The following is a 15,333-nucleotide window of genomic DNA, read 5'->3' on the forward strand; positions in this document are numbered from 1 at the left end:
CTTGCGCTTTTGTTCTTCTCAGTTCTGTTTTTGCGCTTCGAAGAAAATACCCGCGAAGGTCCTTGCGGCCATTTCAAGTGCCGGCTCATGGAAGTCGAATTTCTCATGGTGATGCGGATAGGCAGTACGTCCATCCTCGACCTTGGCGCCGACGAAGAAGTAGGCCCCCGGGCGATGCTGGAGGTAGTAGGCGAAATCTTCAGCGGGCATGACCGGATCAATTTCCTGGTACACACCGTCGCCGTAAACACTGCCGACCGCATCCTCGATGAGGCGAACGCCTTCGGTATGGTTCTTGACCGCATCATAGCCGAATTCCACATCGGCTTCCGCGGTGCATCCGAGCGCCTGTGCGGTGAATTCCGCAATCTCACGGATTCTGCGGGCGCCGAGGCGGCGCAGTTCTTCATCAAAGACGCGCATCGTTCCTTCCATCTCGGCTGTCTGTGGAATGATGTTGCCGGCAGATCCGGAGTGGAACTGTCCGATCGAGATGACCAGCTGTCCAAGCGGGTCCGCGTTCCGGCTCACGACTGACTGGAGTGCGGTCATGATATGGGCTGCTGCAAGAATCGGATCATGTCCGTTATGCGGCTCGGCACCGTGTGTGCCTTTCCCGTTGACGGTGATGCGGATCGTGTTTTCCGCAGCCTGCAAATAGCCGTCACGGCTGTAAACATGTCCTGCAGGCATTAATGACTGCAGGTGGGCACCGAATACCATGTCGACGCCATCCAGGCAGCCGTCCTTGATCATGCCGAGGGCGCCGCCGGGATTCACTTCCTCGGCATGTTGGTGGATCAGGACAATGTTGCCCTCAAGCTCTTCCCTGAACTCGTTCATCACTTTGGCGAACACGAGGAGGGAAGCGGTATGGCCGTCATGTCCGCAGGCGTGCATGACACCGGGAACGGTCGATTTATACGGAACATCGGTTGCTTCCTGGATCGGGAGTGCGTCAAAGTCCGCGCGGAACGCGATCGTCTTTCCGGGCTTGCCGCCGCGGATCGTGCCGACGACACCCCGGCCGCCGACGTTGCGGCGCACCTCGATACCGAGCTGTTCCAAGTAATTGGCGATGTATTCGGGTGTTTTCTCTTCTTCAAAACTCAGTTCCGGATTCATGTGGAGATGACGCCGGATTTCTATCATGTCATCCAGCGATTCCCGGATTTTCCGGTCGATTTTCTGCAGGTCCATCCTATGCAACTCCTTCCGGAAATGATTATATCACCGGAAGGAGGGCAGGACAGCGGAAAAAGAAAATCCGGAAAGCAGAAAAACGCTTCCCGGAAAATATATGGTGTCAGCTTGTGCTGAAATCGCCGCCGTCGATGTGGATGGTCTGTCCGGTCATGTAGCTGCCGTCCTTGGATGCAAGCAGGACATAGGCCGGTGCAAGCTCTGCCGGCTGTCCGCGACGCTTCATCGGGGTTGTGGAACCATGCTCTTCAACTTTGCCGGCATCGAAAGTCGCGGGGATCAGAGGTGTCCAGATCGGGCCCGGTGCGACTGCGTTCACACGGATGCCCTTTCCGGCGATGTTTTGCGCAAACGATCGCGTAAATGCAGTGATGGCGCCCTTAGTGGCGGAGTAGTCCAGCAATGCCGGTGAACCGTTATAAGCCGTTACCGAGGATGTGTTGATAATGCTGTCGCCTTCTTTAAGATAGGCCATCGATTCACGGGTCAGATAAAATAGTCCGAAAAAGTTCGTCTCGAATGTCTTCTTAAGCTGGTCAGCGGTGATCGCTTCGATATCTTTCTGAGGATACTGTACGCCCGCGTTGTTGACAAGAATGTTCAATCCGCCGAGCTCATCCGCAACTTTCTTTAAGAGATTCCTGCAATTTTCTTCGCTGCTGATATCTGTTTTGATCTTCATCGCGCGTCCGCCGTATTTCTCGATGTCCCGGACAGTCTGATCTGCATCCGAGTCCTCGGCATCGTCGAGGTAAGCGATGGCGACATCTGCGCCTTCCTTTGCATAGGCGACAGCCACCGCACGGCCAATTCCCGAATCACCGCCTGTGACGAGGGCGACTTTGCCCTCGAGCTTTCCGGAGCCCTTATATTCGGGGTCATCATAGATCGGTTCAGGTTTCATCTCTGTTTCAACGCCTGGCTGGCTCTGCTGTGATTGGGGCGGGACTTGCTGATCCGCCTTTTCGTATTCTTTTCCGTTGCTCTGGTTTTCCGTCATGCTGATCGCCTCCTTGATTGATTGCGTATTCAGATACCGTCCATGTCGAAACGGACGCCGTTCCGGCTGCACCATTCATTAAGGAGCTTCTGGCGGGAGAGCTCCCTGTGATTTTTCCACTCATGCAGAAGCCCTTCGTTTTTTAGGATGTCCTCGAATTCTTCTGCCGGCCGGTTATAGGCGAAGATTTCGCCGATTTTTTCCTGAAGTCCGGGGTGGTCCTGCATCGTATGTGTGAAAGCCACCCGCATCTGCTGTTCGGCCGTGTCATCAAAACGGGGAAGCTCGATATAACGCGGCAGGTCATAGTCGGCCTCGTGCTGGATGACCTGACCTGTTTCCCGGTCGTACCAGGAAGGCTTTTCATCATGGGCCGCTTCATACAGGTCGCGGTATGCAATCCGATTGTGCTCCATCCGCCGATCCCTTCCTTTCCTGACTTCTCCATTCGTATACCCTGCTGCTGAGAGGAGATAAACGCAGGGCCCCAATGGGTACAAAGAAGTAGGGAAGGATGGTACAATGGGGAGATGGAACATGCAGACAATGAAAAGGAATGATGACTGTGGTCAGACGTAACGATCCGTGCCCGTGCGGCAGCGGAAAAAAATATAAGAAATGCCATGGCCGTTCGGAAAACGGCACACATATTCTTGCCGAAGAAGAACTCAAGCGGATCATGGCGGATTACATCAGCGGCACGCCGGCTGCAGGCCCTGACCGCACCGAGCTGTCACTGCTTGTGAAAACATGGATGTCCAGGCTCGGCGGACTCATGAAATCAGGGGCAATCGAAGGTGCAGCGTATGAACATTACGCATTCAACATCCGCCGCGACCTTTGGCAACGCCACTTGGCAACCTCTGCTTCCGGTTCCCGTGATGAAGTGAAGCGGGTACTTGCGGCGTGGAATGAGCCATTCATCATGTTCGCGGAACTGACCGGCAAAGAAGACGGCTATATCCTGCTCGAGGATGTATTCGGGGATGGAAAATGGGCGATGAAGGAAAACGACCGCGTCGCCTCCCCTGAAGGGACCCTCCTGTTTGGCACGGTGCTGGCAGACCCGCGCGAGAGGGAAGATGCCATACAGCCTGTATCCACTCTTTATTCGGTTCCTGTGCCAAATTCGTCTGTCAAGGACCGGATCAGCGAATTTGCTGCAACTGCAGGGGAAACGGCGGATGAAGCGTTTCTTGAGTCCCATCTGCTGGAGATTTTCGCCATTCTGCATACCCCTATGGAAGATGCAGAACTGCAGTCTGACAAGATGAGCGACGGAGAATCCAAAAAGGCGATGGAGGAAGAGGTTGCCGTCGCAGATGCTCCGGCAGCAATAGATTCTGTAAAAAGCACTGAAGTGGAGGCGATTGAGGATCTGACGGACGGGCAGCGCGGAGCTGTTGACATGCTGACGTCGGAACTGCAGTCTGACGATCTGGATCGGAGTGGCACTGAGAGCCTGCGGAATGCAATGATCCGCTACTTCCGGGAGGAGAATCCGATCGTCCGGAAACCGGGCGGCATCGTGGCCGGCCTCTATCTTGCTGCGCAGGAAGCAGAAATTCTTACGGGCGAGACCTTTACCGCGAAGGAAGCCGCCAAGCGCTTTGGTGTATCGGAAGGCACCGCACAGAAATATGCAACTGTCTTCTCCGACCGGCTGAAATAATTGATATACAGAAAAACGGGCTTGTCTCCAATGGACAAGCCCGTTTATTTTGGCTTCCGGATTAAAGCAGCCCTACCCATTTCCAGTAAGTGGCACTGAACAGCAGAATCAGCAGATAGCCCACGACCGTGAGAGGGATACCGGCCTTGATAAAGTCTTTGACTGTAAATGCACCTGTACCGTAGGCGAGCATGCTCTGCGGCGCGTTGACCGGAAGCAGAAAGCCGAACGAGATGACGAACTGCTGGATCAGAACGAACCCGACACTGTTTTCGCCAAGCGCAAGCGTCGAAGTCAGTGCGATAAAAATCGGAATCAGTGCTGACGCAAGGCTGGTGGCACTTGCGAATCCGAGATGGATGAAGATGTTGAATAGCGAGACGAGCGCAATCGTTGCCAGGAGCGGCATCGAATCAAGTCCCAATGAGCCGAACACTGTGTTTGAAAGCCACGAAGCACCGCCAGTGTTCAGCAGAATCGTGCCAAGTGTGATTCCGACGGCAAAGACGATGATCGTTCCCCACGGAATCAGCTTCTCGGCGCTTTTCCAATCGAACACACCGATTTTTGGAAGAAGCATAACGGAGACAGCGAGCAGCGTTACGCTTGTCGTATCGAGCGGGTGCAGTTTTTCTTCCGTCGACCAAAGAATAAGGAGAATGATGGAAAGGACGATCAGGCGTATCTCAACCGGTTTCAGCGGACCAAGTTCTGCGAGCTGATCCTGGACCACCTGCTTGCCGCCCTCTATATTGTCTGTCTCTGGTTTGATCAGGCGGATCATGATGAAATAAAGCACAATCGACATGATGATTGAGAACGGAGCAGCATAGAGGAACCATGAACTCCAGGCGATCGTTTCTCCCAGCTCATCCTCGATGAATCCGATGGCGACCATGTTCTGGGCTGCTCCTGTTTTGAGCCCGATGTTCCAGATCGATACAGCATTAACTGCGGTTAGCACAAGAAGGGCGGCAAGGCGGCTGTTGTTCTTTAGACCGAATGCCGCGACCATGCCAAGGAGAATCGGCACAACAGCCCCGGCACGCGCCGTCGCGCTTGGCACGAAAAAGGCAAGGATGATCGATACGATGATGGCACCCATGACGATGGCGTTAGTCTTCGTGCCGACCCTGGACAGGATCCAGAGTGCCAGGCGCTTATGCAGGTTCGTCGCCTGCATTGCTGCGGCGATGAACAGCGCACCGGCAACAAGAGCGACCGCACTATTGGAAAATCCGGCTAGCGCAAGCTTCAGGGCTTCTTTCGTACCGAGCAGTTCACCGGTCCCCTCGGGGTCCGGTGAGAACCCGAGCAACAGGGTGATCAGCCCGATAATCATCGCGGCACTGACCGGATAGGTGACGGCCTCTGTCATCCAGACAATAACAGCAAATGCAAGGATGGCGAGCGCGCGGTGTCCCATGACCGACAGCCCTTCGGGTGTAGGCAACAGGAGGACGATAATCAATGCTGCAAAAGCCAGCAGTAGAAAAAGTGCTTTTCGGCTTTGTTTTTTCTTTGACTGAAGATCTTCAGCCGGCTGAGGCTGCTGATCCAGGTTGTTTTCTGCCATGTGGTTCCGCCTTTCCGCCCGGAATACGGGCATCTTTTTCCACAATATACCCGCCTGCTGCCGGTGGTAACCGGCATGAATATTGTTTGAAATCAGGGTAAGTCTGTTATAATAGGGTCCCGCCAAGGAAGAAGTTGGACGAAAGGGTGTACGGCAACACGATGGCATCAGATTACATCAAGAGGAAAGTCACGAAGATCGGGAATAGCCATGGGGTGACACTGCCCTCTAAAGTAATGGAACATCTTAAACTGGGTCCGGGTGACGAAGTGCGATTTCGAATTGGCAACGACGGCCGAGTCGCACTGGACAAGCATGAAAACACATCAGGCCCAGAAGACAGGAGTGACGGGTTCCGTCAGCTGATGGACAACTATGAAGCGTCTTTCCGCATCATGAAGAATCGTCAGAACCCATAAACAGCACTTCGAACAACAAAACCGGCCTTCCGTTAACGGAAGGCCGGTTTTGTTGTTTATTGCGTTGCTGTTACTTCCCGCCGAGCAGGTCGAACAGTCCGCCGGCGACGCTTCCTTCGCCTTTGGTCTCACCCGGTGTGTACGGAGCCGCTGCAAAGACGCGACTTGCGAGCCGTGAAAACGGGAGGGACTGGATCCACACTTTGCCGGGTCCACGCAATGTCGCGAAAAACAGTCCTTCGCCTCCGAACAGGGCCGTCTTGATGCCTTTTACGGTTTCGATGTTGTAGTCGACATCCTGTGTCATCGCCACGAGGCAGCCGGTGTCGACCCGGAGGACTTCTCCTGGTGCCAGCGTCTTTTCGTGAATGGTCCCGCCGGCATGGATAAATGCCATGCCGTCACCTCCAAGTTTCTGCATAATGAAGCCTTCGCCCCCGAAAAATCCGGTGCCGAGCCGGCGCTGGAATTCAATGCCGACGGAAACTCCTTTTGCAGCTGCAAGAAATGCGTCTTTCTGGCATATGATTTTGCCGCCTTCCTGACTCAGGTCAACCGGGATGATCTTGCCCGGATATGGAGAGGCGAATGAGACATGTTTTTTCCCTGTGCCGGTATTCGTGAAAGTTGTCATGAACAGGCTCTCACCCGTTAGCATCCGCTTGCCGGCCCCTTTCAGCTTGCCGAACAGGCCTCCGCCTCCGCCCGAACCGTCGCCGAAGATCGTCTCCATCTGGATACCGTCTTCCATCATCATGAGGCTCCCCGCTTCCGCGACGACCGTCTCTGACGGATCCAATTCGACTTCCACGAATTGCATGTCGTCTCCGTGAAGGACAAAATCGATTTCATGGTTGTTCATTTGTTTAACCCCGCTTCTTGTTTTGTTAATGAAAGATACGGGATGGGCCGGACAAAGGTTTCAACTTCTTCAATCTTCTTTTCCGGGTTTTCCATCTGCAGTCCCGAGCAGCTGCCAGACCGCGGACATGACAGTCCGTACTTCAGGTTCCAGTGGAGTCCCATCAAACAGCTTCCGGAACGGACCGGCGATTGTTCTGACAAGAGAAGTCCTCGGGCGTTCCGCTTCCAGTTCAGCGGACAGAAAATCAGCATACTCCCGTCCTGCTTCCCTGTCTGCAGGGGACAGAAAAGCCGCAAGCCGCCGGATTTCTCCTGCTGTTTGTGATGCAGAGGGGAGGGGAGGTGCTCCTGCCCGCTCATTGAATTGATCCGCTTCAAGGAGATGTTCGCGGTGCTCCGCCATATCCCGGAGCAGGGCTTCTGTTCGCCGGATAACAAAGCGGATGCGCTTCGTCAGCTCGTCGGACGACGTGACGTCAGGGGCAAACTGCAGGTACTGGCCGAGCATCCCGAAGTGCATGAGAGCCGCATCGGCTGAGTATGGTTCTGCCCACTCACCAAATACCTCTGTCAGGCGCCGTTCAAGCCAGGCCAGCTCGGCAAGATGGACGGTTTTCATGAACTTCCGAAGTTCTGCATCACCCGAGTGGAGAATCGCCTCATATAGTCGGATAAGCTGTTGCTCCCGGTTCATCCGAAGTCGGACAAGCAGTTGATCGATCAGCAGTTCCGGCCCATCACGTCTGCCCTCGGCAAGTTCATCTCTGAGAATCGTCGAGGTCTCCCTCGATTCTTCAATGATTGAGATGAGGCATTCGTTTTTGGAGCTGAAGTAATTATAGAATGTTCCTTTTGAGATGCCGGCCTCATCCAAAATATTCTGGATGGATGTATCAGCAAATCCATTGTCGAGGAAAAGCCTTCTGGCTGCATCGAGCACGTGCCGTTTGCGTTCGTTCAAACTCAGTCACCTTTCTGTATTTCAACATTTGAAAACGTTTTTATACCGATAGTATAAACCTTATTATAGTTGATTCCATGCAGTTGCTCAAACTTTTATGGCCGGAAGAGATTTATATGTTGAAATGATTGAACCACCGGTATAAAATAGTTTGCATGCGATTTTATTCGGCTCACGGAACAATAAGGTCGCTTTGAACGGAGGAATGAAATTGAATCAGCAGGAACTTCACGCCAAACCCCCGTATGCAATGATTGCAGTCCTCTTTTTCGGGGCGTTTGTTGCGTTTTTGAACAATACTCTATTGAACGTGGCATTGCCGGTCATCATGGTGGAATTCCAGGTGAATCCCGCACAGGTGCAGTGGCTGACGACAGGCTATATGCTTGTAAACGGAATTCTTATCCCGGCGAGTGCATTCTTTATCCAGCGGTTCACGAACCGGAATCTCTTCCTGACTGCGATGACATTGTTCACGATCGGTACGCTGGCCGCGGCGCTCGCACCATCGTTTATCATGCTGGTCATCGCCCGGATGATCCAGGCATCCGGATCCGCAATGATGATGCCTCTCTTGATGAACGTCATGCTCGTCGCTTTCCCGGTGGAAAAGCGGGGAACTGCGATGGGTTACCTGGGCCTTGTCATGATCACGGCGCCGGCTATCGGGCCGACGCTCTCCGGCTGGATCGTCCAGCAATACTCATGGCGGGTGCTGTTCTGGATGGTGCTGCCGTTTGCGGTGCTCGTTATTCTGATTGCGTTCTTCAAGCTCCGGAACATCATGGAAACAAGGGATGTCCGGCTTGATGTCCTGTCGATCATCCTGTCGAGCCTTGGTTTCGGCGGATTGCTCTACGGGTTCAGCATGGCCGGCGACAAAGGCTGGATGGACCCGCAGGTCTACGTGACGATCATAATCGGTGCCATTGCCCTGACCGCCTTTATACGCAGGCAGCTGAGCATGCCGGTGCCGATGCTGGAATTCCGGATCTATAAACACCCGATGTTCACGTTGTCTACAATCATCATGGTCGTACTCTCGATTGCGATGTTCTCGGGAATGCTGCTGACACCGATCTATGTGCAGAATGTACGGGGGATTTCACCATTCCACTCAGGGCTTCTCATGCTTCCGGGTGCGATCATCATGGGAATCATGTCGCCGATCACCGGACGGCTGTTCGACAAATACGGACCGCGTACACTTGCGATTTCCGGACTCCTGATCACGACTGTCACGACGTTCATGCTGAGCCGTCTGGAACTGGATTCCGGCTACTTCTATATCATGGCCGTGTACACGATTCGGATGCTGGGCCTATCGATGGTGAACATGCCGATCATGACGAACGGTCTGAACCAGCTGCCGATGCAGATGAACCCTCACGGAACTGCGATGAATAATACGCTTCAACAGGTAGCGGGAGCAATCGGTTCGGCATTCCTCATGACGGTCATGAACAAGCGGACAGAAGCGGAAACCGCATCTTTGATCGGTGAAGCGGCCGGGCTTCCCGACGCAGAAGCCACGGCGGTAAAAGCGCAAATTGCCCAGGAAGCTTTGCTCCACGGCATCAACTTTGCATACTTTGTGTGTACAGTGTTCGTTTTCATCGCACTGATCCTGACATTCTTCGTAAAGCGGGTTATTCCGCCGAAGGAAAAGACGGAGGCTATGAAGGCGGCAGGCGGGAATCCGGTCAAAGCCGGCAAGACCGGTGCTCATACTCCGCAGACGGATTGAATAAGATGTATCCGCAGGCAAATCAGCCTGCGGGTTTTTTATTTTCATGGACAGGCAGTGCAACTGATTGTGCCGCAGTACAAAGAGTTTACTCATTCAGGAAGGAATCCGGCCGAAGTTGTCGAAAAAGGACAATGAAAGCGGTTTCAATAAAGAACGGAGAAAGGGGAGTTGGGCATGAAGCTGAACAACTACATCAACGGATCCTGGCAGGAAGGCGGCGGGGCCGAATACACGGCGGTCGTGAATCCTGCAAACGGGGAGACGCTATGCGAGGTAAAGCTTTCAGGCAAATCTGACGTGGATGAGGCGGTAAAGGCCGCAAAGAAGGCACAAAAGGAATGGGCACTCGTCCCCGCTCCGAAACGGGCGGATTATCTATATGAAATCGGCCGGCTCATGAAAGAGCGGAAAGAGCATCTTGCGCAAGTGCTCACGAAAGAAATGGGCAAGGTGATCGAGGAGGGGCGCGGCGAGGTCCAGGAAGGGATTGACATGGCGTTCTATATGGCCGGAGAGGGACGCCGGCTGTTCGGCGAGACGGTTCCTTCCGAACTTCAGGACAAGTTTGCAATGAGTGTGAGGGCTCCAATCGGTGTTGTCGGTCTCATCACTCCGTGGAACTTCCCGGTCGCCATCGCGACGTGGAAATCGTTCCCGGCAATGGTCGCAGGCAACACGTTTATCTGGAAGCCGGCGACCGAGACACCGATGATGGCTTATGAAATGGCTAAGATTTTTGATGAAGTCGGATTGCCGCCGGGAGTCGCGAATGTCGTTTTCGGAAGTGGAGGAGAGGTCGGCACGGCGATGATCGAGCATCCGGATGTCCGGGTCATCTCGTTTACAGGGTCGACGGAAACCGGCCGCAGTGTCGCAGAACTGGGCGGCCGCCATCTGAAAAAAGTATCGCTTGAGATGGGCGGGAAAAACGCAGTCATCGTCATGGATGATGCCGATCTTGATCTTGCTGTCGAAGGCATCTTGTGGAGCGCGTTCGGGACGGCCGGGCAGCGATGCACAGCCTGCAGCCGGGTCATCGTGCACAACGCGGTCAAGGAAGAGCTAGAACAGCGGCTGCTCGAGCAGATGAAAGGCCTGACAATCGGTGACGGAATCGATGAATCCGTGAAGGTCGGCCCGGTCATCAATGCCTCTGCCCTTGAGAAGATCCATGGGTTTGTGGAAGTCGGCAAACAAGAGGGAGCCAAACTGCTTGCCGGCGGCCGGGTTCTTGAAGACGGAAGCCTGAAAGACGGATATTACTATGAGCCGACGCTCTTCACTGATGTGAAGTGGGACAGCCGGATCGCCCAGGAAGAGATTTTCGGCCCGGTCATTTCCCTGATCGCCGTGGACAGCCTGGATGAAGCGATCGAGGTGAACAACAGTGTCACCTACGGTCTTTCGAGCTCAATCTTCACCCGTGACATCAACCGGGCATTCCGCGCACAGCGGGACTTGGATACGGGAATCGTCTATGTGAATGCAGGCACGACCGGAGCAGAGATCCATCTGCCGTTCGGCGGAACGAAAGGGACAGGCAACGGCCACCGGGACTCCGGTGTCGCAGCACTCGACGTCTTCACCGAATGGAAGAGCATTTACGTGGACTACAGCGGCAAGCTGCAGCGGGCACAGATCGATACAGAATAAGCAGCGAAAGGGGAGGACAGTATGAAAGTCGTCGTACTCGGAGCGGGATTGATGGGGAAGGAAGCAGCGCGGGATCTGGTGAAAAGCGAAGGGGTCGAAAAGGTCTGGCTGGCGGACCTGAATGTGCGACAGGCGGAGGATTTCGCAGAAAAGCTCATGTCGGACAAGCTGGACGTCCTCAGGCTGGATGCATCGGATGATGTCCAGCTGAAGGAAGTCATGTCGCTCGGCGATGTAGTCATCAATGCACTGTTCTACACATTCAACGAAAAAGTTGCCCGTACCGCAGTCGAGGCAGGCGTGCACTGTGTCGATCTCGGCGGCCACATCGGCGGCGCGACCGATGCCGTACTCGGCCTATCAGAAGCGGCGCTTAAAAAGGGCGTCACGATCATTCCCGACCTTGGAGTCGCGCCGGGGATGATCAATATTCTGTCGGGATATGGAGCAGGGAAGCTTGACCGGGCAGAATCGGTCCGTCTTTATGTCGGAGGAATTCCCGTCGAACCGGAACCTCCGCTCAACTACAATCTCGTCTTTTCACTGGAAGGCGTATTCGATCATTACACGGACCCTTCGCTCGTCATCCGCGATGGCGAGGTCCGGGAGGTGCCTTCCCTGAGCGAGATCGAGACGATCACCTTTGATGGCTACGGGGAACTTGAAGCATTCCATACGTCCGGAGGCACATCCACCTTGTCGAAGTCATTCCCTGACCTGGACACGCTTGAGTACAAAACGATCCGGTATAAAGGGCATGCGGAGAAATTCCAGCTTCTTGTCGACCTGGGCCTTCTGGCGCGTGATTCCGAGGTGGCGGTTGGCGGTCAGCATGTGAAAGTCCGCGACGTCATGAGAGAACATCTGACGCCTAAGCTGAGGCTTGGAGACAAAAAAGATGCGGTGCTGCTGCGGGTCATCGTCGAAGGGAAAAAGAACGGCGACGCGGTTAGCTACGAGTATGACCTGATCACCGAGAAGGACGCAGAAACAAACGTGACCGCTATGGCCCGCGCCACAGCAAACACGATCTCCGTCGTTGCCCAGATGATCGGAAACGGGACCATTTCGGAACGGGGGGTCCATCCGCCTGAGCTGATTGTTCCCGGTGATACCTATATCCGCGAAATGAAAAAGCGGGGCGTGGAAATCATTGAGACGTCATCAGAAACGGCAGCCACGGTCTAGGGAGGAGACGGAACAATGGATTTCCGGTTCACTGATGAGCAGGAGATGCTGCGGAAAACTGCTCGCAAGTTCACGGATGATGAAATCATGCCGAACATCGCCAAGTGGGATTCTGAGGGCGGGTTTGATCCGGCGATATGGAAGCGCCTTGCCGAGCTCGGATTTATGGGTGTCTGCATCCCGGAAAAATACGGCGGCAGCGGGATGGACTACAATTCTCTAGCGATCTTGTGCGAGGAATTGGAGCGCGGCGACACGGCATTCCGGACTGCCGTGTCTGTCCACACCGGTCTGAATTCTATGTCGCTTCTGCAATGGGGGAACGAGGAGCAAAAACAGAAATACCTCGTCCCGCAGGCAAAGGGAGAGAAAATCGGCGCATTCGGGCTGACCGAACCCGGCGCCGGGTCAGACGTTGCGGCGATGTCGACTACCGCCGTGCGTGACGGCGGCCACTACGTGCTGAACGGGCAGAAGACATGGATTTCGCTTTGTGACCAGGCAGACCATTTCCTCGTCTTTGCTTATACAGACAAGTCGAAAAAACATCACGGCATCACTGCATTCATTGTCGAGCGCACGATGCCCGGATTTTCTTCAAAAGCCATCAAGAATAAATATGGCATCCGCGCCGGGAACACGGGAGAATTATTCTTTGAGAACGTCCGGGTGCCGGCGGAGAATCGTCTCGGCGAAGAAGGTGAAGGCTTCAAGATCGCGATGGCCTCACTCGACAACGGGCGCTTCACTGTCGCAGCGGGAGCGGTCGGGCTGATCCAGGCCTGCCTCGAAGCAAGCGTGAAATACTGCCATGAACGGGAAACCTTCGGCAAGCCGATCGGAAAGCACCAGTTGGTCCAGCAGATGATCGCCAACATGGAAGCCGGATACCAGATGAGCCGGCTGCTTGTATACAGGGCGGGCGAACTGAAAAACATCGGCGTCCGGAACACCCGAGAAACGTCACTTGCCAAGTGGCAGGCGTGCGACTTCGCCAACAAAGCGGCGGACGACGCCTTTCAGATCCACGGTGCTTACGGCTACTCTGACGACTACCCGGTCGCCCGGTATCTGCGGAACTCCAAAGCGCCCGTCATCTACGAAGGCACCCGGGAAATCCATACGATCATGCAGGCAGATTACGTGCTCGGATACAGGCAAGACAAACCGCTTAACAACATGCTTCCCGCATGGGATTCTGCTGAATAACGTATTAAGCCCCGCCCAAGCCGGCGGGGCTTTGCTTGTGCGGGCGGCACAGACGCACATAATTGTTCAGAAATGTTGGAGTGCGTCGTACGTTCGTTTGGGACTGTCCAATTAGTAATTAAATTCTTGTATCTATGGCAAACAGCAGTGGCGTCGGGAGACTCCTGCGGGAATAGCGTTAGCCGAAGACCCCGCAGGACGGAGTCCGAGGAGGCTAAGGCAACGCCCGCGGAAAGCGACCAGAGCCACTGCTGTTTGTTTTTTTGCTGGTAATACACTTTTCGGACAGCCCCACGCTAGTTGCTCTGTGTCACGCTAATCATGAATATAAACACAAACGACGCCCGACCGGTCTTACCGGCAGGCGTCGTTCGGGATCATATATTTTTAGAAGAAATAAAGCCCGATGGAGATGACAATCCCGGACAGGACCAGTACAAATACACAGTAACCCATAATATCTTTTGCCTTCAGGCCGGCGATGGCAAGTGCGGGAAGCGCCCAGAATGGCTGGATCAAGTTTGTCCAGGCATCTCCCCAGGCGATGCTCATCGCGGTCTTTGCATAGTCGACTCCAAGCGCCTGCGCGGCATCCAGCATGATCGGAGCCTGTACAGCCCATTGGCCGCCGCCGGATGGCACAAAGAAATTGACGATGCCTGCCGCATAAAAGGAGAACAGCGGGAACGTATGTTCATTCGAGATGGATACAAAAGCGTCCGAGATGACTCCGGCAAGTCCCGATGAAGTCATCATCCCCATGATGCCCGCATAAAACGGGAATTGGATAATGATTCCGCCTGCAGTTTTCACTGCATTTGCCACCGCAGCGAGGAAGCGGCGCGGTGTTCCATGAAGAATGATGCCAAGAATCAGGAAGATGAGGTTGACGATGTTCAGGTTCAGGTCGAAGCCATTGCGTACAAAGTGATGGACGAGATAAATGAGACCGAGTGCGCCGATCAGCATCGAAAGGATCACGCTGTCTTCCAAACGGGATGCAGGTGTCTTTTCGGACGGCTCTTCCACTTCGATAGGTTCTTCAAGTTTGGCCGGATCGACCGTCACGGTATCTTCAGGCTTCGGCATCATCCAGCGGTTCAGAAGCGGAATGGTAATGAACAAAACGAGGACGATGAACAGGTTATACGTCGTGAATATGGTTTCCGTTGTTGAAATAACGCCCATTTGTCCGGCAAACGGATGGTCCGGCGTCGCAATCGACAGCGGAATAGAGCCGCCCAGGCCGCCGTGCCAGACGACAAATCCCGCATAGGCGCTTGCCACAAGCAGTCGGTAGTCGACATTCGTCACTTTTTTTGCGATTTCCTTCGCGAACAGGGCGCCGATGACCAATCCGAATCCCCAGTTGATCCAGCTCGCGATGATGGAGACGACCGATACGAGGAGTATGGCGGCTCCCGGTGATTTAGCGAGTCCTGCAAGAGAACTGAGCAGGCGCTTGAAGAACGGGCTATTGGCCAGGACGTGGCCCGCAACTAATACGATAACCATTTGCATGGCGAAGGCCAGAAGCCCCCAGAACCCGTCTCCCCAATAATCGACCATCTCGATAGGCCCTGTATCGGTAAGACCCAATCCGAGCAGAAACACGACCAGTGTCAGGACCGCGACAAAGATGTACGGATCCGGCAGAAACCGTTCCATGAGCGTGTTTGAGATTCTCGTTAATGTTTTCAAAGTTCTTTCCCCCTTGTCGAAAGTTGTTGAACATCCCCCATTCCAATGTAGACGAAGAAGATTCATATTGCCAGATTATTTTTATAGTATGTGATACCAACTCTTTTAATGATCGATGGATGTAACCCTTTCCGCCA

The 15,333-nt window shown here is 54.2% G+C and carries 13 protein-coding genes; 6 read left to right on the plus strand and 7 right to left on the minus strand.

The window, feature by feature from the left end; translation table 11 throughout:
- Positions 1–18: 18 nt before the first annotated feature.
- The 3 genes from AC6CHQ_RS00445 to AC6CHQ_RS00455 all read right to left on the minus strand — a co-directional run bounded on the left by AC6CHQ_RS00445 (position 19) and on the right by AC6CHQ_RS00455 (position 2,619).
- A complete protein-coding gene (locus AC6CHQ_RS00445) occupies positions 19–1,200 on the minus strand; it encodes a M20 metallopeptidase family protein (RefSeq protein ID WP_092049392.1) in 1,182 nt (393 codons plus the stop codon).
- Positions 1,201–1,306: 106 nt separating this feature from the next.
- Positions 1,307–2,203, minus strand: coding sequence for an SDR family oxidoreductase (locus tag AC6CHQ_RS00450; RefSeq protein ID WP_251238917.1), 897 nt, complete (start codon positions 2,201–2,203; stop codon positions 1,307–1,309).
- A 29-nt stretch (positions 2,204–2,232) separates the two neighbouring features.
- The gene (locus AC6CHQ_RS00455; RefSeq protein ID WP_092049388.1) at positions 2,233–2,619 is read right to left on the minus strand and encodes a UPF0158 family protein; all 387 of its coding nucleotides are present in this window, start codon (positions 2,617–2,619) and stop codon (positions 2,233–2,235) included.
- 149 nt (positions 2,620–2,768) lie between these two features.
- On the opposite strand from AC6CHQ_RS00455, the gene AC6CHQ_RS00460 reads away from it, so the two are divergent.
- Positions 2,769–3,875: an SEC-C domain-containing protein gene (locus tag AC6CHQ_RS00460; RefSeq protein WP_177168229.1), complete on the plus strand. Its 1,107-nt coding sequence runs from the start codon at positions 2,769–2,771 to the stop codon at positions 3,873–3,875.
- Positions 3,876–3,936: 61 nt separating this feature from the next.
- Here the strand turns inward: AC6CHQ_RS00460 and AC6CHQ_RS00465 are convergent, their stop codons facing one another.
- Complete coding sequence (locus AC6CHQ_RS00465; RefSeq protein WP_498080529.1) at positions 3,937–5,451, minus strand: DASS family sodium-coupled anion symporter; 1,515 nt, start codon at positions 5,449–5,451, stop codon at positions 3,937–3,939.
- Between the two features lie 134 nt (positions 5,452–5,585).
- On the opposite strand from AC6CHQ_RS00465, the gene AC6CHQ_RS00470 reads away from it, so the two are divergent.
- On the plus strand, positions 5,586–5,870 hold the full coding sequence (locus AC6CHQ_RS00470) for an AbrB/MazE/SpoVT family DNA-binding domain-containing protein (protein ID WP_092049384.1): 285 nt from the start codon (positions 5,586–5,588) through the stop codon (positions 5,868–5,870).
- A gap of 70 nt (positions 5,871–5,940) precedes the next feature.
- Here AC6CHQ_RS00470 and AC6CHQ_RS00475 read toward each other — a convergent pair whose 3' ends face one another.
- Together AC6CHQ_RS00475 and AC6CHQ_RS00480 are read right to left on the minus strand one after the other, a co-directional pair.
- Positions 5,941–6,732, minus strand: coding sequence for a TIGR00266 family protein (locus AC6CHQ_RS00475; RefSeq protein ID WP_498080530.1), 792 nt, complete (start codon positions 6,730–6,732; stop codon positions 5,941–5,943).
- A gap of 69 nt (positions 6,733–6,801) precedes the next feature.
- Positions 6,802–7,695, minus strand: coding sequence for a TetR/AcrR family transcriptional regulator (locus tag AC6CHQ_RS00480; protein WP_498080531.1), 894 nt, complete (start codon positions 7,693–7,695; stop codon positions 6,802–6,804).
- Positions 7,696–7,900: 205 nt separating this feature from the next.
- Here AC6CHQ_RS00480 and AC6CHQ_RS00485 point away from each other — a divergent pair, with 205 nt between their 5' ends.
- From AC6CHQ_RS00485 to AC6CHQ_RS00500, 4 genes are all read left to right on the plus strand, one after another.
- On the plus strand, positions 7,901–9,442 hold the full coding sequence (locus AC6CHQ_RS00485; protein ID WP_245744204.1) for a DHA2 family efflux MFS transporter permease subunit: 1,542 nt from the start codon (positions 7,901–7,903) through the stop codon (positions 9,440–9,442).
- Between the two features lie 177 nt (positions 9,443–9,619).
- Positions 9,620–11,098 (plus strand): aldehyde dehydrogenase family protein, encoded by a 1,479-nt coding sequence (locus AC6CHQ_RS00490; protein ID WP_498080532.1) that lies wholly within the window; start codon positions 9,620–9,622, stop codon positions 11,096–11,098.
- Between the two features lie 21 nt (positions 11,099–11,119).
- Entirely contained in the window at positions 11,120–12,286 is a 1,167-nt protein-coding gene (locus AC6CHQ_RS00495; protein ID WP_092049376.1) for a saccharopine dehydrogenase family protein, read from the plus strand.
- A 15-nt stretch (positions 12,287–12,301) separates the two neighbouring features.
- Positions 12,302–13,495, plus strand: coding sequence for an acyl-CoA dehydrogenase family protein (locus tag AC6CHQ_RS00500; protein ID WP_251238921.1), 1,194 nt, complete (start codon positions 12,302–12,304; stop codon positions 13,493–13,495).
- A gap of 387 nt (positions 13,496–13,882) precedes the next feature.
- Here the strand turns inward: AC6CHQ_RS00500 and AC6CHQ_RS00505 are convergent, their stop codons facing one another.
- Positions 13,883–15,196, minus strand: a complete 1,314-nt coding sequence (locus AC6CHQ_RS00505; RefSeq protein WP_251238922.1) for a short-chain fatty acid transporter — start codon at positions 15,194–15,196, stop codon at positions 13,883–13,885.
- Between the last annotated feature and the right edge of the window lie 137 nt (positions 15,197–15,333).

The sequence above is a fragment of the Bhargavaea sp. GQ12 genome (assembly GCF_059758705.1).

Coding starts and splice junctions, on each gene's coding strand:
- AC6CHQ_RS00475 (WP_498080530.1), bottom strand. CDS start 6,732: ATGAACAACCATGAAATCGATTTTGTCCTTCACGGAGACGACATGCAA.
- AC6CHQ_RS00445 (WP_092049392.1), bottom strand. CDS start 1,200: ATGGACCTGCAGAAAATCGACCGGAAAATCCGGGAATCGCTGGATGAC.
- AC6CHQ_RS00485 (WP_245744204.1), top strand. CDS start 7,901: ATGAAATTGAATCAGCAGGAACTTCACGCCAAACCCCCGTATGCAATG.
- AC6CHQ_RS00450 (WP_251238917.1), bottom strand. CDS start 2,203: ATGACGGAAAACCAGAGCAACGGAAAAGAATACGAAAAGGCGGATCAG.
- AC6CHQ_RS00455 (WP_092049388.1), bottom strand. CDS start 2,619: ATGGAGCACAATCGGATTGCATACCGCGACCTGTATGAAGCGGCCCAT.
- AC6CHQ_RS00500 (WP_251238921.1), top strand. CDS start 12,302: ATGGATTTCCGGTTCACTGATGAGCAGGAGATGCTGCGGAAAACTGCT.
- AC6CHQ_RS00465 (WP_498080529.1), bottom strand. CDS start 5,451: ATGGCAGAAAACAACCTGGATCAGCAGCCTCAGCCGGCTGAAGATCTT.
- AC6CHQ_RS00495 (WP_092049376.1), top strand. CDS start 11,120: ATGAAAGTCGTCGTACTCGGAGCGGGATTGATGGGGAAGGAAGCAGCG.
- AC6CHQ_RS00490 (WP_498080532.1), top strand. CDS start 9,620: ATGAAGCTGAACAACTACATCAACGGATCCTGGCAGGAAGGCGGCGGG.